The sequence below is a fragment of the Pseudomonas sp. Y39-6 genome (assembly GCF_023651955.1).
Classification (GTDB): domain Bacteria; phylum Pseudomonadota; class Gammaproteobacteria; order Pseudomonadales; family Pseudomonadaceae; genus Aquipseudomonas; species Aquipseudomonas veronii.
Window position 1 is genome coordinate 3229143 of sequence record NZ_CP069594.1, and the last position, 25731, is coordinate 3254873.

General features: G+C 62.3%; 27 protein-coding genes. 19 read left to right on the forward strand and 8 right to left on the reverse strand.

What is annotated here, in order from left to right; translation table 11 throughout:
• Positions 1-3: 3 nt before the first annotated feature.
• The 18 genes from JN756_RS14700 (at position 4) to hypE (ending at position 15881) form a co-directional block, all read left to right on the forward strand.
• Complete coding sequence (locus JN756_RS14700) at positions 4-1329, forward strand: PAS domain-containing sensor histidine kinase (protein ID WP_057004038.1); 1326 nt, start codon at positions 4-6, stop codon at positions 1327-1329.
• Positions 1330-1519: 190 nt separating this feature from the next.
• Positions 1520-2575: a HoxN/HupN/NixA family nickel/cobalt transporter gene (locus JN756_RS14705; protein WP_057004039.1), complete on the forward strand. Its 1056-nt coding sequence runs from the start codon at positions 1520-1522 to the stop codon at positions 2573-2575.
• A gap of 435 nt (positions 2576-3010) precedes the next feature.
• Positions 3011-4111 (forward strand): hydrogenase small subunit, encoded by a 1101-nt coding sequence (locus JN756_RS14710; RefSeq protein WP_017845590.1) that lies wholly within the window; start codon positions 3011-3013, stop codon positions 4109-4111.
• Between the two features lie 6 nt (positions 4112-4117).
• A complete protein-coding gene (locus JN756_RS14715) occupies positions 4118-5974 on the forward strand; it encodes a nickel-dependent hydrogenase large subunit (RefSeq protein ID WP_017845591.1) in 1857 nt (618 codons plus the stop codon).
• A 61-nt stretch (positions 5975-6035) separates the two neighbouring features.
• Complete coding sequence (cybH, locus tag JN756_RS14720; RefSeq protein WP_046383281.1) at positions 6036-6719, forward strand: Ni/Fe-hydrogenase, b-type cytochrome subunit; 684 nt, start codon at positions 6036-6038, stop codon at positions 6717-6719.
• Positions 6720-6739: 20 nt separating this feature from the next.
• On the forward strand, positions 6740-7375 hold the full coding sequence (locus JN756_RS14725) for a HyaD/HybD family hydrogenase maturation endopeptidase (protein WP_046484246.1): 636 nt from the start codon (positions 6740-6742) through the stop codon (positions 7373-7375).
• A 1-nt stretch (position 7376) separates the two neighbouring features.
• Complete coding sequence (locus JN756_RS14730; RefSeq protein WP_017845594.1) at positions 7377-7751, forward strand: HypC/HybG/HupF family hydrogenase formation chaperone; 375 nt, start codon at positions 7377-7379, stop codon at positions 7749-7751.
• Positions 7748-8230 carry a thioredoxin domain-containing protein gene (locus tag JN756_RS14735; protein WP_017845595.1) on the forward strand — a complete coding sequence of 161 codons (483 nt, stop codon included), beginning with the start codon at positions 7748-7750 and terminating at the stop codon, positions 8228-8230. The genes JN756_RS14730 and JN756_RS14735 overlap by 4 nt, the downstream gene beginning before the upstream one ends.
• A complete protein-coding gene (locus tag JN756_RS14740; protein WP_052743351.1) occupies positions 8227-9120 on the forward strand; it encodes a hydrogenase expression/formation protein in 894 nt (297 codons plus the stop codon). The genes JN756_RS14735 and JN756_RS14740 overlap by 4 nt, the downstream gene beginning before the upstream one ends.
• Before the next feature lie 7 nt (positions 9121-9127).
• Positions 9128-9358, forward strand: a complete 231-nt coding sequence (locus JN756_RS14745; protein WP_017845597.1) for a rubredoxin — start codon at positions 9128-9130, stop codon at positions 9356-9358.
• Positions 9345-9848, forward strand: a complete 504-nt coding sequence (gene hybE, locus JN756_RS14750; RefSeq protein ID WP_017845598.1) for a [NiFe]-hydrogenase assembly chaperone HybE — start codon at positions 9345-9347, stop codon at positions 9846-9848. Before JN756_RS14745 ends, hybE begins: the two co-directional genes overlap by 14 nt.
• Entirely contained in the window at positions 9845-10927 is a 1083-nt protein-coding gene (locus tag JN756_RS14755) for a hypothetical protein (RefSeq protein ID WP_017845599.1), read from the forward strand. The genes hybE and JN756_RS14755 overlap by 4 nt, the downstream gene beginning before the upstream one ends.
• Entirely contained in the window at positions 10920-11267 is a 348-nt protein-coding gene (locus JN756_RS14760; protein WP_017845600.1) for a hydrogenase maturation nickel metallochaperone HypA/HybF, read from the forward strand. Before JN756_RS14755 ends, JN756_RS14760 begins: the two co-directional genes overlap by 8 nt.
• Positions 11268-11290: 23 nt before the next feature.
• Complete coding sequence (gene hypB, locus JN756_RS14765) at positions 11291-12304, forward strand: hydrogenase nickel incorporation protein HypB (RefSeq protein ID WP_046383286.1); 1014 nt, start codon at positions 11291-11293, stop codon at positions 12302-12304.
• Positions 12297-13460: a Kae1-like domain-containing protein gene (locus tag JN756_RS14770; RefSeq protein ID WP_201022207.1), complete on the forward strand. Its 1164-nt coding sequence runs from the start codon at positions 12297-12299 to the stop codon at positions 13458-13460. Before hypB ends, JN756_RS14770 begins: the two co-directional genes overlap by 8 nt.
• A complete protein-coding gene (locus tag JN756_RS14775; RefSeq protein WP_017845603.1) occupies positions 13451-13684 on the forward strand; it encodes a HypC/HybG/HupF family hydrogenase formation chaperone in 234 nt (77 codons plus the stop codon). Before JN756_RS14770 ends, JN756_RS14775 begins: the two co-directional genes overlap by 10 nt.
• A complete protein-coding gene (gene hypD / locus JN756_RS14780) occupies positions 13681-14817 on the forward strand; it encodes a hydrogenase formation protein HypD (RefSeq protein ID WP_046383289.1) in 1137 nt (378 codons plus the stop codon). The genes JN756_RS14775 and hypD overlap by 4 nt, the downstream gene beginning before the upstream one ends.
• Positions 14814-15881 (forward strand): hydrogenase expression/formation protein HypE, encoded by a 1068-nt coding sequence (gene hypE / locus JN756_RS14785; protein ID WP_128191480.1) that lies wholly within the window; start codon positions 14814-14816, stop codon positions 15879-15881. Before hypD ends, hypE begins: the two co-directional genes overlap by 4 nt.
• 604 nt (positions 15882-16485) lie before the next feature.
• On the opposite strand, the gene JN756_RS14790 is transcribed toward hypE, so the two are convergent.
• The 7 genes from JN756_RS14790 to JN756_RS14820 all read right to left on the reverse strand — a co-directional run bounded on the left by JN756_RS14790 (position 16486) and on the right by JN756_RS14820 (position 22330).
• On the reverse strand, positions 16486-17742 hold the full coding sequence (locus JN756_RS14790) for an MSMEG_0569 family flavin-dependent oxidoreductase (RefSeq protein ID WP_046383291.1): 1257 nt from the start codon (positions 17740-17742) through the stop codon (positions 16486-16488).
• Between the two features lie 33 nt (positions 17743-17775).
• Positions 17776-18102 (reverse strand): MSMEG_0570 family nitrogen starvation response protein, encoded by a 327-nt coding sequence (locus JN756_RS14795; protein WP_046383292.1) that lies wholly within the window; start codon positions 18100-18102, stop codon positions 17776-17778.
• A 1-nt stretch (position 18103) separates the two neighbouring features.
• Positions 18104-19123, reverse strand: coding sequence for a sll0787 family AIR synthase-like protein (locus tag JN756_RS14800; protein ID WP_201022208.1), 1020 nt, complete (start codon positions 19121-19123; stop codon positions 18104-18106).
• Positions 19116-19676 carry an MSMEG_0567/Sll0786 family nitrogen starvation N-acetyltransferase gene (locus tag JN756_RS14805; RefSeq protein ID WP_046383294.1) on the reverse strand — a complete coding sequence of 187 codons (561 nt, stop codon included), beginning with the start codon at positions 19674-19676 and terminating at the stop codon, positions 19116-19118. The genes JN756_RS14800 and JN756_RS14805 overlap by 8 nt, the downstream gene beginning before the upstream one ends.
• A gap of 14 nt (positions 19677-19690) precedes the next feature.
• Entirely contained in the window at positions 19691-20791 is a 1101-nt protein-coding gene (locus JN756_RS14810; RefSeq protein WP_046383295.1) for an MSMEG_0568 family radical SAM protein, read from the reverse strand.
• Positions 20784-21740 (reverse strand): Nit6803 family nitrilase, encoded by a 957-nt coding sequence (locus tag JN756_RS14815; RefSeq protein ID WP_046383296.1) that lies wholly within the window; start codon positions 21738-21740, stop codon positions 20784-20786. The genes JN756_RS14810 and JN756_RS14815 overlap by 8 nt, the downstream gene beginning before the upstream one ends.
• 107 nt (positions 21741-21847) lie before the next feature.
• Positions 21848-22330 carry an MSMEG_0572/Sll0783 family nitrogen starvation response protein gene (locus tag JN756_RS14820; RefSeq protein WP_039012830.1) on the reverse strand — a complete coding sequence of 161 codons (483 nt, stop codon included), beginning with the start codon at positions 22328-22330 and terminating at the stop codon, positions 21848-21850.
• A gap of 364 nt (positions 22331-22694) precedes the next feature.
• Between JN756_RS14820 and JN756_RS14825 the strand changes: the two genes are divergently transcribed.
• On the forward strand, positions 22695-24587 hold the full coding sequence (locus JN756_RS14825) for a sigma 54-interacting transcriptional regulator (protein ID WP_046383297.1): 1893 nt from the start codon (positions 22695-22697) through the stop codon (positions 24585-24587).
• A gap of 68 nt (positions 24588-24655) precedes the next feature.
• Here JN756_RS14825 and JN756_RS14830 read toward each other — a convergent pair whose 3' ends face one another.
• The gene (locus JN756_RS14830) at positions 24656-25675 is read right to left on the reverse strand and encodes an AraC family transcriptional regulator (protein WP_046383298.1); all 1020 of its coding nucleotides are present in this window, start codon (positions 25673-25675) and stop codon (positions 24656-24658) included.
• Positions 25676-25731: the final 56 nt, after the last annotated feature.

The following is a 25731-nucleotide window of genomic DNA, read 5'->3' on the forward strand; positions in this document are numbered from 1 at the left end:
ACCATGGCCCGTAAACCGCCACCCGGCAGCCTCGACGAAGACGCCTGGATCGAAGTCATCGCGAGGATGGACGAGGTCTATTCCAAGCTGGTGCAAGATGAAATCGCCCTGGAAGAGAAGAACGTCGAACTGGAGCAGTCGCAGCAGTTCATCGCCGGGTTACTGTCGTCGATGTCCGACGTGTTGCTGGCCTGCGACCCGCAAGGGCGCATCGAGGAGAGCAACAGCGCGCTGCGCACGCTGGTCGGCCGTGATGAACAGTCATTGTCCGGCAGCCCGGCCTATGTCTTGTTGGCCGACCCCCACAGTGAAACCCAGTTGCGCCAGACCCTCGCCAGCCTGCGCCATCCCAACGCCAGCGCCTCGCTGGAGGTCAACTTCAAGGATGTCAACGGCGCGCCGGTGCCCGTGGACGTCAGTTGCACCGTGCGCAGCGCGGGCAATGGACGCTTTATCGGGCACGTGCTGGTGGGGCGACCGCTGGGCGAACTCCAGCACGCGTATCGCCAACTGCACGAGGCCCACGAGGCGCTCAAGCGCACTCAACAGCAACTGTTGCACGCGGAAAAAATGGCCTCGCTGGGGCGCCTGGTGGCTGGTGTCGCCCACGAACTGAACAACCCCATCAGCTTCGTGCTGGCCAACGCGCATGTGCTCGACAGCTATGGCAAACGCCTGCAGCAGTACCTGCAAGCGGTCCACGGCGGCGAGTCGCACGCCGGTCTTCAAGCCTTGCGCCAACAGCTACGCATCGATCCGCTGCTGAGCGATTTGCCGTCGTTGATCGAGGGCAGCATGGAAGGCGCGCAACGCACCGCCGACATCGTCAGCGCCCTGAAGCGCTTCTCGGCGGTGGATCGTGAAGCGCTGGGCGAGGTCGACCTCAATGACGTCATCGAGCGCGCCATCCACTGGGTCTGCCGTGGCGTCGCGCCCGATCTGCAGGTGCATTGGCAGGCCGTTGACACGCCGCCGGTGCGCGGCAATGCCGGGCAACTGCTGCAAGTGCTGATGAACCTGATGCAGAACGCCTACGATGCCGCGCAAGCGGCCAACCAGGCCTTGCCGACAGTCTGGATCGAGGTGACCCAGGAGCCGGGCTGGGTCACCCTGCGTTTACGCGACAACGGTGCGGGCATCGCAGAGAAACACCTGAGCCAGGTGTTCGACCCGTTCTTCAGCACCAAGTCCGTGGGCAAAGGCACGGGCCTGGGCCTGTCGATCAGCTACGGCATCATCGAACGCTGTGGCGGTCGGATGGTGGCCGCCAATCACCCCGAGGGCGGTGCGCAGTTCACCGTGACGCTGCCCGAAGCCGGGCCCGCCTGAGCCGATAATCCGGCAGCGGCGCTGGAAGCTCATTGTCCAGTTATCGGCTCGGCTGGACAGTCACTGTCCAGCCGCCATGTTCTGCGAGCGCCCGACCACGCCTGAATGGTACTCGGCACGCAAACTGGCACAGGGTTTGTATGAGGTTTTTTCGTTTCTTCATACTTGAACCCATCTTTCTGGAGTTCGCATGCCCTTGCATCCTGTTTCACCGACTCGTGCGCCTTTGACGTTCAAACATCGCGTCCTGGCCATTTTTGCCGGCCTGGTCGCTGCCAACCTGCTGGCCTGGGCCTGGGCTTTCACGGCCTTCCATGACTATCCGCTGTTGCTCGGCACCGCCTTTCTGGCCTACAGCTTCGGCCTGCGCCATGCCGTGGATGCCGATCACATCGCCGCCATCGACAACGCCACCCGCAAGCTGATCCAGGAAGGCCGACAAACCGCGAGTGTCGGCCTGTTTTTCTCGCTCGGGCACAGCACCGTGGTAATCCTGGCTTCGCTCGGCATCGCACTGACGGCCACGGCGTTCAAAAGCGAAATCGAAGCCTTTCACGGCCTCGGCGGGCTGATTGGCACCTCGGTGTCTGCCGCCTTCCTGTTGCTGGTGGCGTTGATCAACCTGCTCATCCTGCGCTCGGTGTACCAGGCGTTTGGCCGCGTGCGGCGCGGCGAACGGATCGGCGAGCAAGAAATGAACGCGATACTCACCGGCGGTGGCCCCATCGCCCGACTGTTGCGCCCGCTGTTCCGCCTGATCAGCCGTCCCTGGCACCTGTATCCGCTGGGCCTGCTGTTCGGCCTGGGTTTTGATACCGCCACGGAAATCGGCCTGCTGGGGATCGCTGCGGTGCAAGCCTCGCAGAGCCTGCCGATCTGGTCGATTCTGGTGTTCCCGGCGCTCTTCACGGCCGGCATGGCGCTGGTCGACACCGCCGACAGCGTGATGATGACCGGTGCTTACCACTGGGCACTGGTCAACCCGGCACGCAAGCTCTATTACAACCTGACCATCACGTCCATGTCGGTGTTGGTGGCATTGCTGGTGGGCGGGGTGGAAGTGCTCGGGCTGATCGCGGCGCGCTGGGATCTGCACGGCGGTGTGTGGGATTTCATCACTGCGCTGACCGACAACTTCGGCATGATCGGCTACCTGATCGTCGGGATATTCATCCTGACCTGGGCCGTTTCCGTGTTGTTCTACCGCTTCAAGGGCTACGACCGCCTGGACGCGACGCCCGCCTGAGCCTTCTCTTCCTTTCAGCGCCTGGCGAGGTTCTCTCGCCAGCCACTTGCCAAGCCGGACATATGGTTTCCAGGCTGCATAAATAGTGGAAACAAACATTCCAGCTTAGGTTTGTTACAAGGTGTCTCAATGCGCTCGGTAAAAAAGTAAAAGTCCTTTAAAAACAGATAGATAAATTAATTAGTAAGCAATTTATCTACACCGCGGCGAAATGGCACAGGTCTTGTACTTACCAGATAACTGAACGTCATGGGTTACCCGCATGTTTCCAGCAGCCGTCGCAATCATGCCCAGGCTGCAGCCTCAACACCCCATAGAACTGATGGCCTTTGTAGCCGACGGCATGGCGCCTGACTCACCTGGTCGGGCACAGATTTCCAACACACCGAGTGCAGCCCCCGTTGAAGCACCTTCTCGGGGAGGAGAAATAAAGTAATGGAAACGTTTTACGAGGTGATGCGCAGACAAGGCATCTCGCGCCGCAGCTTTCTCAAATTTTGTTCCTTGACCGCAACGTCGCTGGGGCTGGGCCCGGCATTCATGCCCAAAATCGCCTGGGCCATGGAGAACAAGCCACGCACGCCAGTCCTCTGGCTGCACGGCCTGGAATGCACCTGTTGCTCGGAGTCATTCATCCGCTCCGCGCATCCGCTGGCCAAGGACGTGGTGCTGTCGATGATCTCCCTGGATTACGACGACACCTTGATGGCCGCCGCCGGGCATCAGGCCGAGGCAATCCTTGACGAGGTCATGACCAAGTACAAGGGCAACTACATCCTGGCCGTCGAAGGCAACCCGCCACTGAACCAGGACGGTATGAGTTGCATCATTGGCGGCAAGCCCTTCGTCGAGCAGTTGAAGCGCGTTTCTCGCGATGCCAAGGCGATCATTTCCTGGGGCTCCTGCGCCAGTTGGGGCTGCGTACAGGCCGCCAAGCCGAACCCGACCCAGGCGGTGCCGATTCACAAGGTCATCACCGACAAACCGATCATCAAAGTGCCGGGCTGCCCGCCGATCGCCGAAGTCATGACCGGGGTGATCACCTACATGCTGACCTTCGACCGCATTCCTGAGCTGGACCGTCAGGGCCGGCCGAAAATGTTCTACAGCCAGCGCATTCACGACAAGTGCTACCGCCGTCCGAACTTCGACGCCGGTCAGTTCGTTGAGTCCTGGGACGACGACGCGGCGCGCAAGGGCTACTGCCTTTACAAAGTCGGCTGCAAAGGCCCGACTACCTACAACGCCTGCTCGACCGTGCGTTGGAATGGCGGCACCAGCTTCCCGATTCAGTCCGGCCACGGCTGCATCGGTTGTTCGGAGGAGGGGTTCTGGGACAAGGGCTCGTTCTATCAGCACTTGAGCGGCATCAACCAGTTTGGCGTTGAAGCGAACGCGGACGAAATCGGCCTGGTTGCCGGCGTCACCGTCGGCGCAGCGATCACTGCCCATGCCGCCGTCACCGCCCTCAAACGCGCCAGCAACGGCAAAGCGCCCACCACCTCGCCCGACGCCCCAGCGACAAGACAGGAATAAGCACCAATGAGCACCTATTCGACTCAGGGTTTCGACCTCAACAACACAGGCCGACGTATCGTTGTCGACCCTGTGACCCGTATCGAAGGCCACATGCGCGTCGAGGTCAACCTCGATGCCAACAACGTTATCCGCAACGCCGTTTCCACCGGCACCATGTGGCGCGGCCTCGAAGTCATCCTCAAGGGCCGCGACCCACGTGACGCCTGGGCATTCGTGGAGCGCATCTGCGGCGTCTGCACCGGTTGCCACGCGCTGGCCTCGGTGCGCTCGGTAGAGGACGCGCTGGGCATTCGCATCCCGCCGAACGCGCACTTGATTCGCGAGATGATGGCCAAGACCCTGCAAGTCCATGACCACGCCGTGCATTTCTACCACCTGCATGCACTGGACTGGGTGGACGTGGTGTCTGCGCTCAAGGCTGACCCCAAGCGCACCTCGGAATTGCAGCAGACCGTTTCGCCGGCTCACCCGTTGTCTTCGCCGGGTTATTTCCGCGACGTGCAAAACCGTCTGAAGAAGTTCGTCGAAAGCGGTCAGCTCGGGCCGTTCATGAATGGTTACTGGGGCAACCCGGCTTACCAACTGCCGCCTGAAGCCAACCTGATGGCCGTGACCCATTACCTTGAAGCCCTCGACCTGCAGAAAGAGTGGGTGAAGATCCATACCATCTTCGGTGGCAAGAACCCGCACCCCAACTATCTGGTCGGCGGCGTGCCCTGCGCGATCAATATCGATGGCGACCTGGCCGCCGGTGCGCCGTTGAATATGGAACGCCTGAACTTCGTGCGGGCGCGCATCGACGAAGCGCTGACCTTCTGCCGCAACGTGTATGTGCCGGACGTGCTGGCTATCGGCACTATCTACAAGCAAAAAGGCTGGCTGCACGGCGGCGGTTTGTCGGCGACCAACGTGATGGATTACGGCACCTACGCCAAGGTCAATTACGACGACAGCACCAACCAATTGCCGGGCGGGGCGATCCTCAACGGCAACTGGGACGAAATCCTGCCTGTCGACGCCCGCGACCCCGAGCAAGTGCAAGAGTTCGTGACCCACTCCTGGTACAACTACCCGGACAACGACAAGGGCCTGCACCCGTGGGACGGCATCACCGAGCCGAACTACGAGCTGGGCGCCAAGACCAAGGGCACCCGCACCAACATCGAAGAAGTCGACGAAAGCGCCAAATATTCGTGGGTCAAATCGCCGCGCTGGCGCGGTCATGCCATGGAAGTCGGGCCGTTGGCGCGTTACATCCTGGGCTATGCCCATGCCCTCAAAGGCAACCCGCATTGCCAGCGGGTCAAGGAACAACTGGAAGGTTCGCTGCGAGCCGTCAACCTCGACTTGCCAAAAGCCCTGGGCCTGGCAGAAACCAACCTCAGTGCCAAGCAACTGTTGCCCAGCACGATCGGCCGAACGCTGACCCGCGCCCTGGAAGCCGAGTACTGCGCAGAAATGATGGTCGACGACTGGAACGAGTTGATGACCAATATCCGCAACGGCGACCGTGCCACCGCCAACGTCGAAAAATGGGACCCGTCCACCTGGCCTGCCGAGGCCAAAGGGGTCGGCATCGTTGCCGCGCCACGCGGCGCACTCGGCCACTGGATCCGGATCAAGAACGGCAAGATCGAGAACTACCAGTGCGTCGTGCCCAGCACCTGGAACGGCAGCCCGCGTGACGCCAAGGGCCAGATCGGTGCTTTCGAGGCCGCGCTGATGAACACGCCGGTGGCCGTCCCCGATCAGCCCGTGGAAATCCTGCGCACGCTGCATTCCTTCGACCCTTGCATGGCCTGCGCCACCCACGTGATGAGCGAGGACGGCGCGGAGCTGAGCACAGTCAAGGTCAGTTGATCGATTGTTCAACGCTGCATTCGGCAGGCGCCACGGCGCCTGCCCATCCAAAGGTGACGCTATGACCCAACCTACTCAAAGCCCCCTCGACGCGTCGGAATACGTGTACGAGGCGCCCGTGCGCCTGTGGCACTGGATCAATGCCGCCTGCATTGTGGTGCTTGCCATCACCGGCTACCTGATCGGTTCGCCGCTGGCGACCCAACCGGGCGAAGCCAGCGACCATTTCGTGATGGGCTACATCCGCTTTGCGCATTTCAGCGCGGCGTACATTTTCACCATCGCCATGATCGGGCGCGCCTATTGGGCGCTGGTGGGCAATCATCACGCCCGCGAACTGTTCTCGGTGCCGCTGACCAGCAAGGTCTACTGGACCGACATGCTCGCTTGGGTGCGCTACTACCTGTTCATCGGGCCGACGCCAAAACCGATGTTCGGCCACAACCCGCTGTCGCGTTTCGCGATGTTTTTCATCTTCTTGCTGTCCTCGCTGTTCATGATCCTGACCGGCTTCGCGCTGTATGGCGAAGGCGCGCAAATGGGCTCCTGGCAGGAACGCACCTTCGGTTGGGTACTGCCGCTGCTGGGGCAATCCAACAATGTGCATGTCCTGCATCACTTGGGCATGTGGGTGATTGTGCTATTCGTCATGTTCCACATCTATGCCGCCGTGCGCGAAGAAATCAACGGGCGCCTGAGCTTGGTCGGGGCAATGATTTCCGGCTACAAGACCTTTAAAAAATGACCAGAATGGTAGAAACCGCCATGAGTCCTCTCCAACCGACACTGCCGCAGATCACTGTGCTGGGCATCGGCAATCTCCTGTGGGCCGACGAAGGCTTCGGCGTTCGTTGCGTCGAAGCCTTGCAACAGCGTTATGAGTTCGCCGACAACGTGGCGCTGATCGATGGCGGCACGCAAGGCCTGTACTTGATCCAGCATGTCCAGCAAGCCGATTACCTGCTGATTTTCGACGCCGTGGATTACAACCTCGCGCCTGGCGAACTGAAGTTCATCGCCGACGACGATGTCCCCAAATTCCTCGGCATCAAAAAGCTCAGCCTGCACCAGACCGGCTTTCAGGAGGTGCTGATGCTCGCGCAACTGACCGGCCATTACCCGACACGCGTGCTGCTGATCGGTTGCCAGCCGGAAAACATGATGGACTACGGCGGCAGCCTGCGCCCCAGCGTCAGGGCCGCCATGGAAGGTGCGCTGGATGAGGCGCTGCGCGTGCTCGAGGGTTGGGGCGCGGCACCGCACAAGCGCGCCTCGCCACTCGCGGGTGAAGAGGCGGTGACCCTGCCGCACCTCGAGCTGCAACGCTACGAAAACGAACGCCCGTCCGAACAGCAAGCCTGCCGGATCGGCGACGAACGCATCCTCGCCAGGCGCGCCTGATATGTGCATCGGATTGCCCATGCAAGTGATCGCGGCCGAGTTGGGCTTCGCCCGCTGCCGCGACCGCCACGGCGAAGAACGCCGTATCGACCTGTCACTGGTCGGCCCGTGTGCGGTCGGCGACTGGCTGTTGATCTTTCTCGACGCCGCCCGTGAACGCCTCGACGCCCAACGCGCCAGCGAAATCGACTCCACCCTGCGCCTGCTCGAAGCGGCCCTGTTCGGCACGGCCCCGCAGCCCGACAGCGTGCCGGGTTTCAGCCTGCCCTCGGCCATGAACGCCGAGCAACTGGCGGCCTTGTTGGGCCACGCGTCGCCACCCCTTGCGCCTGCCGCGCTCACCCCACCTCAACCGTCAGTCAAGGACCCCACATGAGCGACTCCGCTGTTTTCATGGCGCCCATTCCCGTGACACCCGCCATCCCGGCCTTGATCAGCCGGCTGGTGGAGCAATTCGACGCGACCTGGATCGACGCCGACAACCTCGATGCCTGGCTTGCCGAAGGGGGCGACTGCCTGTTGCTGCTGTGCGGTGACCCGGTACGCCATCCCGAATGCCTGGACGTGGCCGTGGTGTTGCCGGAACTGCGCGTGGAAATCGCGCGCCGCCACCAATTGAGCCTGCGCCTGGGCGTGGTCGGTCGCGCCGATGAAGAAGCCATCGCCGCGCGCTTTGCCGTGCGCCGCTGGCCGTCGCTGGTGTGGCTGCGCGATGCGGGTTACGTCAGCACCTTCAGCGGCATGCTCGACTGGGACGAATACCTGCGCCTGGCGGAAGCTGCCGTGAGCCAAAGCAACGCGCGCATTCCATTGCTTGCCGGTGCCCCGGTCAGCGCCCCCGGAGGTTGCCAATGAACCACGATGCCAATCACCGCGATGCACAAAGCCACGCCGTGGAGTTCGATCCGCTGAACTACATCCCCGTGGTGGATATTGGCCCCGGCTCGCAACCCGACGATGAGGACGTGCTCGAATACATCAGCATGCCTCAGGGCATGTATACCCATAGCATTCCGGTGCTGCCCGAACCTGAAGAGCTTGCGGCGCTGCCCGGTGCGCGGCACGCGTTGCAAGCGTTGCTGCAATGCCTGCGCGACTGCAATAACGGCCTGACCACGCAAAGTGTCGACCTCAGTGGCCTGGAAACAGGCGACCGCAAGCTGCTCGACCAATTGCTGGGCGAAGGCGAGGTCAGCGCGATCATTGCCGCGCAGCCGTCGTTGCGTATCCAGGAATCGATCTTCGCCGGCGTATGGCGCATCTACGGCCAGGGCTACGATCACGTCGAAGTGGGCGCCGCGCCTTCGCAACTGCGCGGCAATGCCCGCGCGGCGGCCCGACCGGCGGATTTCGACTTGTCGTCAGCGTTGCCGCTGGGCGTCATGAACGCCCCGGCGATCCTGACCGAGGTACAAGACCGCAGCCAACACTGGCAACCCGGCGATCAGGTGCATGTCATCAACCTGACCTTGCTGCCGTTGTCCGAACAGGACATCGCCTTCCTCGACGCCTACTTGCCCGCCGGCCCGGTGCGCGCCTTGGCCCGTGGCTATGGCAATTGCCTGATCAGCGCGACCCGGATACAGAACTGCTGGCGCATCACGTACTTCAACTCACAGGATGCGCAGATCCTCGACACCATCGAAATCACCGACCTGCCGGAAGTGATCTGCGCCGCCCCCGAAGACCTGGCCGACTCACTGGAGCGCTTCGAAGACGTTATCCAGTGGTTCGAAGGGCAGTGAGGTCACGATGAACGAAAAAACCGGCTTCGAAGGCAGCTACGGCGGCGACAACGCCCGGATCAGCGACGCCACCCGCCTGGAATGCAAAATCTGCTGGTGGGTGTATGACCCGCGCGACGGCGACCCGGTCTGGCAGATTGAGCCGGGTACGCCGTTCTCCGCATTGCCGGAACATTGGCGTTGCCCGAATTGCGATGGCGATGCCGAGCAGTTCATGGTGATCGATGAACCTGTCTGAGCGCCAAGACGGCCCGGCGCAACAGGCACAAACCCTGTGCGCGCACTTCCAGGGCATCGCCGAGACACGCATGCGCGGGTTGCCGTTTCTCAATCAACAGCTGGCGGTCGAGGCGGTGGGCTTCAGCGCGCAAATCGCCGGGGAAAACGCGGCAACCGGGGTGCTGGGTGTTCTGATCAGCCCTTGGTTCATGAACCTGATCTGGCTGCCGGAGAACCGCGACACACTCCTGGCCCAGGGGGCGTCAGGCGAACATCAATTTGGCGGGCAGTGCCTGACCTTCATTGGCGCAGACGGCGAAGGCATCGGTGGCTACGAGAGCTGTTCGCTGTTTTCACCGATGTTTGAATTCGCCGATCAGGACGCGGCCCGGCAAACCGCCGAACAGGTGCTGGCGCTGTTGCGGGATGCGCCCGAACGCGCACCGGAACGCCCGGCCATCAGCCGCCGTGGCTTGCTGTTCGGACGCGTGTCCGGGGGCGCGCAATGACCGCCATGGCAAGCTTGGCACGGCTCGGCGGCTCATTGCGGGTGCGTCCCGGCCAGCAGCCCGCGATTGTCGGCGGGCGCCCGGCGCTGGCCGCCACTTTGTTGCGCGGCCAGCCGCCACAGACCGCCGCGCACCACTTACCGTTGCTCTATAGCCTGTGCGGGCAAGCGCACCGCTTGACCGCAGCGTTGGCCGTCGACACCGCACTGCATGGCGAAACCCCCATCGACCCCAACACCCAGCGCATGCTGGAGGCCGAAACCCGCCGCGAGCACGTGCGGCGTATGCTGCTCGAATGGCCGCGGTTGCTGGGTAACCCGTCGGTGCGCCCCGATCTCAGCCAACTGCATGCCTGGGAACACGCCCCGCAACAGGCGATGTCCGCCTGGTTGGGCGAATCGGTGGCGCAATGGCTTGAACGATGGGACGCCGAGCCGTTCAGCGCGCTCGATGAGTGGAGCCAGCGCAGCGATCATTGGCTGGCGCACGCCCTGGCCGATTGCCGCGAGGATGCCCACGCCCTGCAACTGCCGGTGCATGCCCTGTCACTGGCCGGCAACACCCAAGCGCTGCAGGTGGTGGCCGCCCAACTGCGAGAGGCCAGCGATTTTGCGTTGCATCCGGTGGCCTTCGGGCTACCCTGTGAGACGGGCAGTTGGACCCGCGCGCGTGAGGCCGACCCCCAACGCTACGCCAGCGTCTGGCTGCGTCTGGGCGCGCGCCTCGCCGAACTGGCGCGGCTCTCGCTGCCACAGCCCGCTGGCTTGGCACTCGGCGCATTGGCGCTGGGGCCCGACGAGGCGTTGGCCTGGAGCGAAACGTCGCGCGGCCTGTTGTTGCACCGGGTCTGTCTGGAGCGAATGAATGCCGGTGTGTTGATCCGCGACTATCAGGTCATCGCGCCGACCGAATGGAACCTTCATCCCCACGGCGCGCTGGCCCAGGGTTTGGCGACGATGTCAGCCGGCGATCCGGCCACGCGACGTCGCGCTGAGCTGTTGATCGCGGCTTTCGACCCGTGCATCGGCTTCACCCTTGAGCTTGAAGCCGTACCGAGCGAGGACATTATTCATGCATGAAGTGAGTCTGGCGGGCGGCATTCTCAGCGCCGTCGAGGCGGCGGCCAGGCGCGATCCGTTCGTGCGGGTCAGCCGCCTGCGCCTGGAGGCTGGCACGCTGGCCGGCGTTGAAATCGAGGCGCTGCGTTTCGCCCTTGAAGCACTGGCACCCGGCACCTTGCTGGCCGGTGCGCAAATCGATATTGAACAACCGCCGGGCCAGGCCTGGTGCCTGGATTGCGCCATCAGCGTGCCGCTGATCGAGCGCGGCGCCGGCTGCCCGCAATGCGGCGGCTTTTGGCTGCAACCCACCGGTGGGACTGAATTGCGCATCCTCGACCTGCAGGTCGAGGATCATTAATCGTTTGATTTTGGAGGTACACCATGTGCGTCGTCTGCGGTTGCGGAACCGGACATTCACACGACAAGACCGAAGCTCCGGCCACCGATAGCGATGTGCAGGTCGACGCTACCGGCGACCTGCATTACGGCGCGGGTCAGGCGCGGGTTTCAGTGCCCGGCATGAGCCAGGCCCGCACCATCCGCCTGGAGCAAGACATCCTCGGCGAAAACGACCGGCACGCCGCGCGTAACCGGGAAAACTTCACCGCCCACGGCGTACTGGCCCTCAATCTGGTGTCCAGCCCCGGTTCCGGCAAGACCACCCTGTTGTGCAGCACCCTCATGGCCCTGCGCCAGCGCCGCGCCGACTTGCCGCTGGCGGTGATCGAGGGCGATCAGCAAACCCGTCACGACGCCGAGCGCATCCGCGAAACCGGCGTACCCGCGATCCAGATCAACACCGGCAAAGGCTGCCACCTCGATGCCCGGATGATCACCGAAGCCTACAGCCGCCTGCCACTGCATGACGCGCTGCACGCGGCCGGTCACACGCATCAGTCGCCTATGCATAGCCACGTTGATCAGCAGCCGCACGCCCACGTACAGACTCAACAGCATCAACACAGCCATCATGCCCACGACGGTGGTGAGCCGGCCGGCATGCTGTTCATCGAGAACGTCGGCAATCTGGTCTGCCCCGCGCTCTGGGATCTGGGCGAGGCGGGCAAAGTGGCGATCCTGTCGGTGACCGAGGGCGAAGACAAACCCCTCAAGTACCCGGACATGTTCGCCGCAGCGCGCCTGATGATCCTCAACAAGATCGACCTGTTGCCGCACCTGGATTTCGACGTGCAGCGCTGCCTGGACTATGCGCGACAGGTCAACCCGCAGATCCAGATCATCCAGCTCAGCGCCCGCGACGGCACCGGGCTGGATGCCTGGCTCGACTGGTTGCTGGCCGGCGCCCCCGCGGTTGACCGCCGCGCCGCGCGCATCGCCGAACTGGAAGCTGAACTGGCCCGCCTCAAAGCTCAGGTGGAGGCCCCGCATGCGTAGCGAAAAACTGCCCGGCGCGCAGGTCTGGCCGCCGGTGCTGGCCTGTGGCGCGTGGCTGAAGAACACCGCCTGCCTGTTGCAGGGCGATCAGGTGCTGTGGTCGCCACTCCACGGTGACTTGGGCGACCCGCAAAGCTGCCTGGACCTGGCGGCGTCGTTGGACGCTCTGTTGGCGTGCGCTGAAGTCACGCCGCAAGCCATCGCCCATGACTTGCACCCGGATTTCTATAGCTCGCAACTGGCGGTGACGCTGGCGGAAAAACTCAACGTGTCCGCCGTAGCCGTGCAGCATCACCACGCGCACATTGCCGCGCTGATGGCCGAACATGGCCTCGACGGCCCGGTACTCGGCCTGGCGCTGGACGGCGTGGGCCTTGGCAGCGATGGCGCAGCCTGGGGCGGCGAGTTGCTCTGGGTGGCCAGCGATGCCTGGCGCCGACTCGGTTATCTATTGCCGCTGCCGCTGCCCGGTGGCGATGTGGCCGCCCGCGAACCCTGGCGCCTGGCCGCCGCGGCGCTGCACCTGCTGGGGCGCGACGATGAAATCCTCAGGCGGCTCGGGCCGCTGGTCGGCGAACAAAGCGCGAACACTGTCGCGCAGATGCTCGCGCGCAATCTCAACTGCCCGCCGAGCAGTGGCGCCGGCCGTTGGTTCGATGCCGCTGCGGGGATTCTCGGCATCAGCGTGCGTCAACAATTCGAAGCCGAGGCGGCCATTGCCCTGGAGCGTCTGGCCGCTGAATACCTGGCAACCCACGCCGAGCCCGCCATCGACGGCCTGTGGCATCTCCGCGCTGACGGCGTGCTCGATCTGCTCCCGCTGCTGACCCGCCTGTTCGAACTCGCCGACAGCGCACGCAGCGCAGAAGGCGCGGCGCTGTTTCACCTGACGCTGGCCGCCGCTCTCGCCGACTGGATCGAGCACCAATCCACCACGCTGCCGGTGCTGCTTGGGGGCGGTTGCTTCGCCAATCGCCTGCTCAGTGCCCGGCTCACGCAACGATTGACCGCCAGGGGCTTGCCGGTTTTCAGCGCGCAGGCTGTGTCGTGCGGCGATGCCGGGCTGGCCCTGGGTCAAGCCTGGGTTGCCGCGCACTGGCGCGACCCGCAGCGCCAACCCGCTTTGCCATTGAAGGAATCCCAAGCATGTGCCTAGCCATTCCCGCACGCGTGATCGAATTGCGCGCCGGCGATAACGCACTCGTCGACTTGGGCGGTATCCGCAAGGAAATCTCCCTGGCGCTGGTGCCGCAAGCCCAGGTCGACGACTACGTGATCGTCCACGTCGGTTACGCCCTCGGCCTGATCGATCCCGAAGAAGCCCAGCGGACCCTGGCCATGTTCGAAGAACTGGACCGCCTGCAACCGGAAGCCCTATGAAGTACATCGATGAATACCGCGACGGCGAACTGGCACAGCGCATTGCCGAGCGCATCCGCGACGAAGTCCGGCCGGAACGCCAATACCGCTTCATGGAATTCTGTGGCGGCCACACCCATGCGATATCGCGTTACGGCGTGAGCGATTTGCTGCCCGCCAATGTCCGCATGATCCACGGCCCCGGCTGCCCGGTGTGTGTCTTGCCGATTGGGCGTATCGACCTGGCGGTGAAGCTGGCGCTGGAGGACGGAGCGATCCTCTGCAGCTATGGCGACACCCTGCGCGTGCCGGCGTCCGGTGGCCTCTCGCTGCTGCGCGCCAAGGCACAAGGCGCGGATATCCGCATGATCTACTCGCCCAGCGATGCGCTGAAAATCGCCGAGGCCAACCCCGAGCGTGAAGTGGTGTTCCTGGCCATTGGCTTCGAAACCACCACGCCGCCGACCGCCCTGGTGATCCGCGACGCCGCCGCTCGCGGCCTGAAAAACTTCAGCGTGCTGTGCTGCCATGTCCTGACCCCGGCGGCCATCGAGCATATCCTTGCCGCCCCCGGGCAAGATCCGGCGGCGGTGGAACTGGACGGCTTCGTCGGCCCGGCGCATGTGAGCATCATCATTGGCTCCGAACCCTACGCCGAGTTCGCCCGCCGATACCGCAAGCCGGTGGTGATTGCCGGTTTCGAACCGCTGGACGTGATACAGGCGATTTTGATGCTGGTGCGCCAGGTCAACGACGGGCGCGCCGAAGTCGAAAACGAATTCGTCCGCGCCGTCGGCCGCAACGGCAACAGCGCCGCCCAGACCTTGATGGACGAGATCTTCGAACTGCGTGAGAGCTTCGAATGGCGCGGGCTTGGCGAGGTGCCGTTCAGCGCCTTGCGCATTCGTGCAGAGTTCGCCGCCTTCGATGCAGAAAAACGCTTCGACCTGCATTACCGCGCCGTGGCCGATAACAAAGCCTGCGAATGCGGGCCGATCCTGCGCGGCCAGAAAAAGCCCACCGACTGCCGCCTGTTTGGCAGCGTATGCACCCCGGAAAACCCCATGGGCTCGTGCATGGTCTCCAACGAAGGCGCCTGCGCCGCTCATTACGCCTACGGGCGCTATAAAGACATCGAGGTTGTTGCAGTATGACCGGCCGTTCCCCCGTAAAACGCGGTTATGTACGCCCCCTCAATTTTCGCGACGGCGTGGTCGATATGGGCCACGGTGCTGGCGGGCGCGCTTCGGCGCAGTTGATCGAAGAACTATTCGTCGCCGCCTTCGACAACCCGTGGTTGCGCCAGGGCAACGATGGCGCCGCCTTCAGCCCGGAACTCAAACCCGGCGAACGCATGGTCATGGCCACCGACGCACACGTGGTGTCGCCGCTGTTTTTCCCCGGTGGCGACATTGGCAGCTTGTCTGTGCATGGCACCCTCAACGACGTCGCCATGGGCGGCGCGCGGCCGCTTTATCTCTCAGCCAGCTTCATCATCGAGGAAGGCTTTGCCCTCGCTGACCTCAAGCGCATCGTTGAGTCGATGGGCCGCGCCTCCCGCGATGCCGGGGTGCCGATCATCACCGGCGACACCAAAGTCGTGGAACGCGGCAGTGGCGACGGCGTGTTCATCAGCACCACCGGCATCGGCATTATCCCCAACGGGGTCGACACGGGCGGGCATCGCGCACGTCCCGGCGATGCGATCCTGGTGTCCGGCAGCATCGGCGAACATGGTGTGGCGATCATGTCCAAGCGAGAAGGGCTGGCGTTCGAAACCGAAATCCTGTCTGACAGTGCGGCGCTGCATGGCTTGGTGGCGCAGATGCTCGCGGTCGCTCCCGGCCTGCGCGTACTGCGCGACCCGACCCGAGGCGGTTTGGCGACCACGCTGAACGAAATTGCCGGTCAGTCCGGAGTCGGCATGCTGTTGGACGAAGCGGCGATTCCCGTGCAGCCGCAGGTTGAGGCCGCCTGCGAACTGTTGGGCCTGGACCCGCTGTACATCGCCAACGAGGGTAAGCTGATCGCAATCTGCGCCGAAGAAGACGCCCAGCCGCTGCTCGACTGTATGCGCCTCAACCCGTTGGGCGAACATGCGGTGCGTATCGGCACGGTCCTTGAAGACGCCCACGGTTTCGTGCAGATGCAGACCCGATTCGGCGGGCGCAGGGTGGTGGACTGGTTGTCGGGCGAACAGCTGCCAAGAATCTGCTGAGGCCCTGAAGCCCTGAGTCAGCAACGAGCGGCGGCATCCTCCAGTTGCCGCCATGCGTTCCGCAACCCTGCCAAGTCGGCAGGGGGTAAGGCTGACAAACGGCAGGACGGTGAGAGCCCCCTCGGATGTGCAGCCGTCACGCCGCACATCATCTTCTGAGCGGCGTCAACGTTGCTCCAGCCCGGTCGGTCTGGAACACGAACGCCGGATTGGTCGAGGGCCCGTCGGCCCCCAGCAGTTTCTGGTTGCGCTGGACCAGGATCGAGCCCGCTGCGGTCAATGCCCAGACCTGCGGCCATTGCCCGTCGGGACCGACGCCGGCGCACGTTCCAGCTGCCGGCGACCGCACGCGCCAGATCGCGCAGCGTATTGGCCGCATTGCTCTGCACCGGCGTCAGGGCGCCGCTTTGCGGCAGGTCGAACACAAAACAATCGCCAACGCCGGACGCGCCATGGCGCCCGAGCAGCCTCGTGCAATGGCCGACGCCATCGCCGAGTTTGCGCAGCACGTGTATGCGAGCCAATCAACCGCGCCGGTTTTCAACTCAACCGACATGGGCCACCCCCAAGGCCCATGTTGCTGCGCCAATTGGGCAAAGCGCCTTCAGCGCGCGGCTGTCTGTTGCCGTTCCTGGCACAGGCCTGTCGCTGCCAGGTGTTGCACCACGTATTGAGCATCGCGTGCCACCCCGGAAAACCGCCCGGAGCCCCAGGTGTGCAGCCACGGCAAGCCGAGGAAGTACAAGCCCTGCCGAGCGGTAACGCCACGGGTATGGCCGGGATAGCTGCGGCCGTTGAAGACGGGCACATCGACCCAGCTGAAATCCGGCTGGAAACCGATGCACCAGATGATGCTGGTGATGGCGTTGGCGGTGAGCTCCAGTTCGCTTCGCTCTTCTTGCGGCGCCCACAGCGGCGTGTAGGGCGTGCCGATTGGTGCATCGATCGCGTTCTCGGCAATGTACTTGTCAATGCTGGCGTTGATGCGATTGTAGACCGCGTCGGCGGCCTCCAGGTTGGCGCCCAGGTCGCAGGCAAATTTCAGCGTGGTGCCTTCCAGGCTTTCGAGCCTGCCAAACAATTGCATGCCTTCGTGGGCGAAGCGGCGCAGGTCGATATCGCGTCCGCCATCACGCCCTGTGACGTAGTGGTTGGTGTTGTCGCGCACACCTTCGCGAAGCGGGTGAGTGTCCACCCCAATGTCGTAGTAACCCATCTGCGCCAGCCAGTCGACCACGTCTTTGCCACGGTAGAAGCGCGCGCAACGCGGTGCATCGCCGACGGCCAGGTACACCTTGCGCCCGGCCAGATGCAAGTCTTCGGCGATTTGCGCACCGGACTGCCCGGAACCCACCACCAGCACGGCGCCCTCGGGCAAGGCCTGCGGGTTGCGATACTGCTCGGAGTGAATCTGCGTGATCTGCGCCGGCAACCGTTCGGCCAGGCGCGGAATGATCGGCGTGTGATAGCCGCCGCTGGCGATAATGACGTGGTCGGCGGTGAAGTCGCCCTTGGACGTATTGAGCAGGTAGCCGCCTTCAGGGCGTGCGGTCATGCGCTGTACCGCAACCCCTTCCTTGGTCGGGGCGTTGACCTTGGCGATAAAACCGTCGAGGTAATCGATGATCTGATCTTTTGTCATGAAACCATGGGGCGCATCACCCGTATATGGGTGGCCTGGAAGGGCGCACTGCCAGTTCGGCGTCACTAGGCAAAAGGCATCCCAGCGCTGGCTGCGCCAGGTGTGCGTCAGGGTATGTTTTTCCAGGACCACGTGATCAATGTCCTGTTGTTGCAGGTAGTAACTGGCCGACAGGCCGGCCTGGCCGCCGCCGACGACGATGGTGGTGTAGTGAGTCATGTTGAGGTCCTCTTGAAAAAATGAACAGCGCCGTCAGATGTCGCCGAAGCCTGAGTAATGAACCGTGCCGGTTCCCTGATGTTTGATTTCCACGACCTCGACCTGAGCGTGCGGGTCGGCGAAGTTGCGCGCCCGCATACGCAGGCCGCCCAGGCTGTCCATTGCCGAACTGCAGTAGAAACCCTTGACCTGTTTGACGCGCTCCGAGGCCGCGTTCAAACCGGTTTCCGCGCGCTGTAAAAATTCGGCCATGGGATACGTGCAACCTTCCTGGAGGTGCTCGTAGATGGTCGTTGACGGTGAATAGGTGTTGCTTTCCTGGCCATCGGGCCAGCGCAGGCGAATGTTCACGGCGGGCATGTCAGTGCTCCTTTAACAAAACGGGGTGAGCGAATTCGCGATAGCTGAATCCGGTAAAAGCGTGGCTGGCCAAGTTCCAGAACTCGACCTGTTCCTGGCCTTGAATCACTTGCAGCCGGGCGCTGTCATCGACTTCGCCGATACAGGCGCAGTGAATGCCTTGAGCGGCGAACGCAGCCTCCACGGCGGCGAGGTTTTCGCGCTCAAGCGTGAGCAGGAAGCCGTAACTGGGGAACGCTTGCAGCCAGCGCTCCATCGGCGTGTCAACCGGGATGGGCAGCGCTTCAAGGTGAACCCGCGCCCCGCAGTGGGTGGGTTCGAGCAGCATCAACAGGGTGCCTAGAATCCCGGCGTTGCTGATGTCCTTGGCCGCCAGCAGCAGGCCGGCTTCGGCCAGGCGTGGGATCACCTCGAGTTTCTCGCGCAAACGAGCGGCGGGCACGTTCTCGAAGGCTTTCCAATAGGGCGCGTTACCGTGCCACTGGCCATCCAGGTCCACCGCCATGACGATGAGTTGGCTTGGCGCGACGTGCAGGGTCGAGAGCAGGTTGCGCGCCCAGCCCGTGATGGCGACTGCCAGCGCCACAGGATTGCCGGCCGCCAGGCTGGTATGACCGCCGGCCATGATCAGGCCGTAGGCCGCGCAGGCGTCACGGATACCGGCCAACAGGCTGTCGGTGGCCTGTTGGTCATGGTGCCAATAGGCATTGACCACGGCAGTGGCGCGCCCCCCCATGGCCGTGATGTCGCTGACATTGGCCATAACGGCCGACCAACCGGCGAACCACGGCGCCTGTTCGACAAAGGCCGGGATCATGCCTTCGATGGCCAGCAGTTGGTACTGATCGCCGCAGCGGATAGCCGCAGTGTCATCACCGGGCAACGCGTACAGGTCGTCGCCGCTGGCGCCCTGGCTCGGCTGTGCCGCTGCCGCCTGGCCGATGGCTTGCTTGGCCAGCATGGCCGGTGAGTTGCGCAGTGCCGCGAGCAGATCGTGCAGGGTGGTCTGCGGGTCAGCCATGCCGCACCACCTTGCGTGGCGGCAGTGCCACGTTGCGAGGCATGAAGGGGTAGCAGTCCAGTTGGGCCTGCATCAGGCAGTGCGCGTGTCCGAACACATCGATTGCTTGTAAGGTTTGCCAGTGCAGGCCCAGGAAGTAGCCCTCGTTGGCCTGTTGCACGGTGGCCAGAAAGGTGTGGCAGCCCAGGTCGATCGCACGCGACACCGCCTCATTGATCAGGGCCTTGCCGATCATGCCGTGGCGTCGGTAAGCGCGTTCCACGCACAAACGTCCGCCGTACCAGACGCCCGGTTCGGTTTCATAGATGCGTACCGCGCCGACCACCCGTTCGGGCATGCCGCAGTGATGCGCCACGGCAACGATCGGAATCGCCTGAAAGTCTTTTTCGTCGCGGTCCTGAGCCAGTAATTGCTGCTCGTCGGAAAACACCGCGCGGCGTAATGTGTAGTAGTCCTGACGCTCCCATGTGGCCAGTGCGGGCTTGACCAGCAGGTCATCGGCGAGGAAGTCGGCGAACGTATCGTCGATCAGGGCAAAGGTCTGTGTTGGCATGCTGGCGGCTCCCGTTACTCGTGATGTTTCAGGGCCGAGCACGCGCCGCATTTGGCGCAGCCGGCGTTGATGTTCTCCGAGTGCAGGCCGTGCTTGCGCAGGCTGGCACCGATGCGCGGGTAGAGCCGCTGCATGAAGGCGCTGTCGGGCTTGGGGTGATGGGCCAGCGGGGTACCGTCGATGGGCACGAACGGCACAACGAACGGGTAAACGCCGGCGTGGGCGAGACGCTCGCTCATCTGCACAATTGCCTCTTCGCTGTCGCCCAGCCCGGCCAGGATGTAGGTACTCACCTGGCCGCGCCCGAACACGTTGACGGCGGCTTCGAAGGCGCTGAAATAGCGCTCCAGCGGCACTTGGGCCTTGCCCGGCATGATGCGTTGGCGCACGGCATCAGTGACCGCCTCCAGATGCATGCCCAGCGATACCACGCCACTGTCCTTGAGCCGCATGAACCAGGCATCGTCATCCGGCGGTTCGCACTGGGCCTGGATCGGCAGGTCGACAGCGGCGGTGACGGCCGCCGCCGACTCGCACAGAATGGCGGCGCCGCGATCGGATGTCAGCGGCGTGCCCGTGGTCATGACCATATGCTTGACGCCATCGAGCTCCACCGCGGCCTTGGCCACTTGCGCCAATTGCGCCGGGCGTTTGCGGGCGATGGTTTTGCCCGATGCCAGGGAATGGCCGATGGCGCAGAACTGGCAGGCCGTGGCGGCCTCGTTCATGCGAATGCAGTGCTGTAGAACGGTCGTGGCCAGCACATCCTTGCTGTGCAGGGTGGCGATTTTCCAGTAGGGCGTGCCGTCTTCGGTGTTCAGGGCGTAGAAGTTGGGGATGCCCGGCAACTGCACCTGGCCCACCTGCAGCCCTTCGCGAAAGATCAGCGCTTGAGCTCCCGACGCATCAGGCACGGCGGAGTAGGGGGAGTTTTGCGACGCATGGTTGAGCATCGGCACCATCGCGGTGTGTTCGCCCAGGGTCAGCGCCTTGTGGTCCGAAGGGCCTGCGCCGCCTTTGCGCGTGAGGCCGTCGGCACCTTGCCAGCGCACACCGTGGCATTGCAATGCGTTCAACAGCAGGCTGTCGGGCGAGGACGCAGTCAGATTATTCATGGAGCGCGTCCTCGACGCTTTCGCGCCGTTCTTGCACATGTGCGGTGACGCGCCGGTCAATCAATAGGCTGAGCAGCTCGGGGCGGCTGTAATGACCGACCGAGTCCATCATGCGTTTGCGTTTGTTGATCAGCGCGAAGTCGAGGTCGGCGATGATCGCGCCTTCGCCAGTGCACAGCGGTTCGCCAAGCAATTTCCCTTCTGGCGAGACAATGGCGGTGAAGCAACCACCGGAAATCGGTTCGACGGCACAGCCGGTGTCGGCCATGATCTGCGCCTGTTGCTCGGGGTCCAGCCACGCGGTGGCGTTGACCACGAAACAACCGGACTCCAGCGCATGGTGGCGGATGGTGACTTCGATCTGGTCTGCGAAGATCTGCCCGACCAGTGAGCCTGGGAACATCGCAGCATGGATTTGCTCGCCGTCGGCCATCAGCGCATAACGCGCCAACGGGTTGTAATGTTCCCAGCAGGCCAGCGCGCCGATGCGACCGACCGCACTGTCGGTGGCGCGCAACCCCGAGCCATCGCCTTGCCCCCAGACCATGCGCTCGTGGTAGGTGGGGGTGATTTTGCGGCGATGCTGGATCAGCGTGCCGTCAGCGTCGAACAGCAACTGGGCGTTATAAAGCGTGCCACCATCACGCTCGTTGACGCCGATGCAGGCCACGATACCGGCTTCGCGGCACGCTGCGCCTATTTGCCGAGTGACATCAGAGGGCACGATGACTGCTTGCTCAAGCAGGCGCAGATGCTCCTTGCCCATGGCGAAGGGCGGTTGCACAAAAGAAAAGTAAGGGTAGTAAGGCACCACAGTTTCCGGGAACACCGCGAACTGAACGTCCTTGCGACCCAAGTCCAGGAGCGTGTCACACAGTTTGGCGACCGTGGCTTCACGGGAATACAGCACCGGACTGAACTGAACGGCTGCGGCGCGAATAGTTGGCATGTGATGGGATCCTGTCAGGGATGATCGACGTTTCAATGGCCTTGAGCGTTCGGTGTCGGCGATGGCACGGAAGGTTGCCACCGCACGCTCCTTTCAGAAGGGGGGCGTTAAGCCGTCCAGGTATCTATGATCATGGCGCCCTCACGACGCATCAGCAGGCGCAGGTCCATCACGTCCAGCGGGTTGATGGGGCGGATACCTTCGATCAGTGCTTTCTCGGTTTGGCCATACAGGGCCTGCAAGGCGAAGCGGCAGGCGTACACCTCACCGCCTTCGGCCATGAATGCCTTGATCTGGTTGTTGACGGCCAGATGCCCAGGGAAGGCTTCGGCGCCCAGGGTCGGAAAACCGCGTTGCACGCCCAGTTGTACGCCAGGCCCGTAGAGCAGGATCTTGGTTTCGAAGCCTTTGCGCAGAAGGCGCTTGGCTTGCAGCATGTTGACCAGGCCAATGGAGCCTTCAAAGGCAATGGTGTGGAATGTCAGCAAGGCTTTTTCGCCCGGTTCGGCTTTGACGTCCTCGAAGACTTTCTCCTCGTAATTGACCAGAAAGTCACCGTCCTGATAGTGGGCAATTTCTACATTTGGCATGTCTTACTCCGCAGTGCTGAATGGCTGGCATCGACGGCCGGAATCGGCGAGTCGTCGAGAGACAGAGAGCGAAGGGCGTGCCAGGTTGTGCGTGACCTACTGAGTTATTGCTTATCTAACTGATAAATATCGATATTTATTTTTTATACGATGGGAAAAGGATCAATTGAGGTTGCGCGGAACACTACTTAATTACGTAGATGTACGAATATTCGTACTGGTTTTAACGAATATTCGTAGTTTTTGGCCGCGCCTGAACGGAGGTCTGAACCGGCTTTTTCAGGGTGAACTGGGACTGTCGGTGGGTTACGAAATTCCGTATAAGTGAGGTTGGCCAAACCTGGTAATTACGGGACTTCGTAGCATGCGTGACACTGACTCCCTCGACGGCTGGACCGACCTGGCCTACCCCTCACGTCATATGGTGTTCGAGCACTGTGCCGAAGCCATTGCGTTACTCGACCCCTATAACGACCGCTTCGTGGACTTGAACATCGCGGCCTGCCAGTTGCTCAGCTACCCGCGCCAGGAGCTGCTGGAGTTTCCCGTGAGCAAGCTGTTCGGCCACCAATTGGCGGACTTGATCGTGTTTACCCAGGCGGTCATGGACAAAGGGCGGGGCTGGACCGATGAACTCAGTTGCAATTGCAAGAGTGGCGAGCGGATCGAGCTGGAAATCTCCGCCACCCGCCTGCTGGTCAAGGGCGTACAGCAACTGATCCTGGTGCTGCGTGAAAAGAGTCAGCAGCGCTACCAGCGCGATCAGGCTGAAACCGAGCGCACCATGCGTGGCGGCCTTATCGAGTGGCGCAATATCCTGAACCTGTTTCAGGAGACCGAGCGTGACAAGCAACTACTGCTCAGTTCGGTGGGCGATGGTATCTACAGCATCGACAGCGATGGGCTGGCGACCTTCGTCAATCCAGCCGGCGCCCGCATGTTGGGCTGGGCGCCCGAAGAAATGATCGGCAAGAATATCCATCGTATCCATCACCACACGCATGCCGATGGCGCCCACTATCCGGTGGAGGACTGTCCGATCTACAAGGCCGTACATGACGGCATGGTGCACGAGGGCCGGCAAGAGGTGTTCTGGCGGCGCGATGGCACATCGTTTGCCGTGGAGTTCACCAGCACGCCGGTAATCAGTGACGGCCGCATCATCGGGGCGGTGGTGGTGTTTCGTGATATCACCGAGCGGCGCACCACCGAGTTGCAGTTGCAGAACGCGCTGGTTGAATTGAAGACCCTGAAGCAGCGACTCGAAGAGCAGAACGCGTACCTGCAGGAGGAAATTCATATTGAGCACAATTACCGCGATATCGTCGGGCAGAGCGAGCCGATTCTGAAGATCGTCCAGCAGATAGATGTGGTTGGCCCGACCGATGCCAACGTACTGATCCACGGTGAATCAGGCACAGGTAAAGAACTGATTGCCCGGGCCATTCACCAGGCCAGCAAGCGTCGGGATCAGCCGCTGATCCGGGTCAACTGTGCGGCGATTCCGGCAGAACTGTTTGAAAGCGAATTCTTTGGCCATTTGCGTGGCGCGTTCACCGGGGCGGTACGTGATCGTGTCGGCCGCTTCGAACTGGCCAACGGCGGCACCTTGTTTCTGGATGAGATTGGCGAGATTCCCCTGGAGTTGCAGAGCAAACTCTTGCGTGTGTTGCAGGAAGGGCAGTTCGAACGGGTCGGTGAGGAACGAACCCGCAGTGTGGATGTACGGATCATTGCCGCCACCAACCGCGATTTACGTGCGGAAGTGCAGGCCAAGCGCTTTCGCGAAGACCTGTTTTTCCGGCTCAATGTATTCCCCGTTCACTCCCCGAGCCTGCGTGAGCGTCGTGCCGATGTGCCATTGTTGGCCTCGCATTTTCTCCAGCTCATTGGTGCCCGCTTGAACATGCCCGGTCATCGCTTGAACAAGGGCGACATGGCGCGCCTGCAGGCTTACGAATGGCCAGGCAATATCCGCGAACTGCAAAACGTCATCGAGCGCGCGTTGATTACCGCGACCGGAGCGGAACTGAACATCGACCTGCCCAATACCGCGACGTCCACACAGGTGGCCGCGGTGCAGGACAATGTACGGATCATGACCGAGCAGGAGTTGCGCACACTTGAGCGGGATAATTTGAGCGCCGCAATGGCGGCCTGCGGCGGCAAGATGTTCGGCAAGGACGGTGCCGCGCAGTTGCTGGGGATCAAGCCGACGACCTTGGCATCACGCTTGAAAAAAATGGCGCTCGATTGATCCAGAAAAATGCTCCGAACCTTTCGATTGGAGTAGGTGTAGTCAGAAGCAACGCAGACGTCCTCTGCTCAGCGATTTTTTTGGTAACGCTGGGGCGCACAGCCATGCCAACGCTTGAATGCCTGAGAAAAGCTTGAGGCGTCGCTGAATCCCAACCGCTCCGCAATATCTCTCATTGATAGCGAGTGACTTTCCAGAAGTTCCTTGGCCATTGCATAGCGGACCTCCATGAGCAACGAGCGAAATGAAGTACCTTCCTCGCTGAGACGACGCTTGAAGGTTCTCTCACTGGTGTTCATCAGTTTGGCCATGGATACTTGATCCGGCGGCATACTTCCGGCAATGCTGAGATACTGACGGACAATGCCCGCTGTACCTGCCTTCACACGGCGTTTTTCCAATAGCTCGCTACATTGTTGAGCACACATCAAAGCAGTCACAGGATTGGCTTGAGGGAGCTGATGTTCGAGAAACCTCAATCCGAACGCGAGGCTATTTATGCCTGTTCCAAATCGTGGATGAGCCCCTCCGAAGCTCTCTGGACTGATTTCCAGTTTTGCATGCCTGGGAAGAGGGTTGCGCAGTGTTAATCGCTCTAGCAAGAAACCGCTTCCGGCGAGCTCTCGCATGAGTACATACGCTGCTGCCATGTCTCGCGCTACCAGAAAGCGCTTAAGCTCATCCTTCAATTCGGGCTCTCCGAAACTCAGTACACCGAGCTCTCCATCTCGGTGAAAGGAGATCAACGTGAAGGCATAAGTCAGTGGTAAAAAGCGCAACGCCAGAGTCATCGCATCGCCTAAGGTCGCGCTGCTGATAAGACCAAATCCCCACAGACCATAGGTGGAAAAGCTGTAACGCAAACCGGCCTGGAATCCCAGCGTCTCCGGTAACAACGAAGACTGACACAAGTTGGATATCACGCGAAGCTCAGCCGAAGCGGATACCTGCACGTTAGGGTCCCTTAGCTGATTGAATGAGAGGCCTGTTCCTCTTAACAATGTGGCTGCACTCATACCTAGGTTATGTCCGATCTCGACGAGAAGTCGCACACTACCGACGTCGCGGGTGAAGTCCCAGAAGCTCATCAGGCAGGCTCTTTTTTAGATAGAGTAATGGCCTAAATACTAAAGCAATTGCCACT

Excerpts from the sequence above, each read along its gene's own strand:
- JN756_RS14795 (WP_046383292.1), bottom strand. The coding sequence starts at position 18,102 with ATGCCCGCCGTGAACATTCGCCTGCGCTGGCCCGATGGCCAGGAAAGC.
- JN756_RS14730 (WP_017845594.1), top strand. The coding sequence starts at position 7,377 with ATGTGCATCGGATTGCCCATGCAAGTGATCGCGGCCGAGTTGGGCTTC.
- JN756_RS14735 (WP_017845595.1), top strand. The coding sequence starts at position 7,748 with ATGAGCGACTCCGCTGTTTTCATGGCGCCCATTCCCGTGACACCCGCC.
- JN756_RS14810 (WP_046383295.1), bottom strand. The coding sequence starts at position 20,791 with ATGAATAATCTGACTGCGTCCTCGCCCGACAGCCTGCTGTTGAACGCA.
- JN756_RS14820 (WP_039012830.1), bottom strand. The coding sequence starts at position 22,330 with ATGCCAAATGTAGAAATTGCCCACTATCAGGACGGTGACTTTCTGGTC.
- JN756_RS14740 (WP_052743351.1), top strand. The coding sequence starts at position 8,227 with ATGAACCACGATGCCAATCACCGCGATGCACAAAGCCACGCCGTGGAG.
- JN756_RS14830 (WP_046383298.1), bottom strand. The coding sequence starts at position 25,675 with ATGAGCTTCTGGGACTTCACCCGCGACGTCGGTAGTGTGCGACTTCTC.
- JN756_RS14805 (WP_046383294.1), bottom strand. The coding sequence starts at position 19,676 with ATGCCAACACAGACCTTTGCCCTGATCGACGATACGTTCGCCGACTTC.
- hypB (WP_046383286.1), top strand. The coding sequence starts at position 11,291 with ATGTGCGTCGTCTGCGGTTGCGGAACCGGACATTCACACGACAAGACC.
- JN756_RS14815 (WP_046383296.1), bottom strand. The coding sequence starts at position 21,740 with ATGCCAACTATTCGCGCCGCAGCCGTTCAGTTCAGTCCGGTGCTGTAT.
- JN756_RS14770 (WP_201022207.1), top strand. The coding sequence starts at position 12,297 with ATGCGTAGCGAAAAACTGCCCGGCGCGCAGGTCTGGCCGCCGGTGCTG.
- JN756_RS14700 (WP_057004038.1), top strand. The coding sequence starts at position 4 with ATGGCCCGTAAACCGCCACCCGGCAGCCTCGACGAAGACGCCTGGATC.
- hypE (WP_128191480.1), top strand. The coding sequence starts at position 14,814 with ATGACCGGCCGTTCCCCCGTAAAACGCGGTTATGTACGCCCCCTCAAT.
- JN756_RS14775 (WP_017845603.1), top strand. The coding sequence starts at position 13,451 with ATGTGCCTAGCCATTCCCGCACGCGTGATCGAATTGCGCGCCGGCGAT.
- cybH (WP_046383281.1), top strand. The coding sequence starts at position 6,036 with ATGACCCAACCTACTCAAAGCCCCCTCGACGCGTCGGAATACGTGTAC.
- hybE (WP_017845598.1), top strand. The coding sequence starts at position 9,345 with ATGAACCTGTCTGAGCGCCAAGACGGCCCGGCGCAACAGGCACAAACC.
- JN756_RS14800 (WP_201022208.1), bottom strand. The coding sequence starts at position 19,123 with ATGGCTGACCCGCAGACCACCCTGCACGATCTGCTCGCGGCACTGCGC.
- hypD (WP_046383289.1), top strand. The coding sequence starts at position 13,681 with ATGAAGTACATCGATGAATACCGCGACGGCGAACTGGCACAGCGCATT.
- JN756_RS14710 (WP_017845590.1), top strand. The coding sequence starts at position 3,011 with ATGGAAACGTTTTACGAGGTGATGCGCAGACAAGGCATCTCGCGCCGC.
- JN756_RS14790 (WP_046383291.1), bottom strand. The coding sequence starts at position 17,742 with ATGACTCACTACACCACCATCGTCGTCGGCGGCGGCCAGGCCGGCCTG.
- JN756_RS14715 (WP_017845591.1), top strand. The coding sequence starts at position 4,118 with ATGAGCACCTATTCGACTCAGGGTTTCGACCTCAACAACACAGGCCGA.
- JN756_RS14705 (WP_057004039.1), top strand. The coding sequence starts at position 1,520 with ATGCCCTTGCATCCTGTTTCACCGACTCGTGCGCCTTTGACGTTCAAA.
- JN756_RS14725 (WP_046484246.1), top strand. The coding sequence starts at position 6,740 with ATGAGTCCTCTCCAACCGACACTGCCGCAGATCACTGTGCTGGGCATC.
- JN756_RS14825 (WP_046383297.1), top strand. The coding sequence starts at position 22,695 with ATGCGTGACACTGACTCCCTCGACGGCTGGACCGACCTGGCCTACCCC.
- JN756_RS14745 (WP_017845597.1), top strand. The coding sequence starts at position 9,128 with ATGAACGAAAAAACCGGCTTCGAAGGCAGCTACGGCGGCGACAACGCC.
- JN756_RS14760 (WP_017845600.1), top strand. The coding sequence starts at position 10,920 with ATGCATGAAGTGAGTCTGGCGGGCGGCATTCTCAGCGCCGTCGAGGCG.
- JN756_RS14755 (WP_017845599.1), top strand. The coding sequence starts at position 9,845 with ATGACCGCCATGGCAAGCTTGGCACGGCTCGGCGGCTCATTGCGGGTG.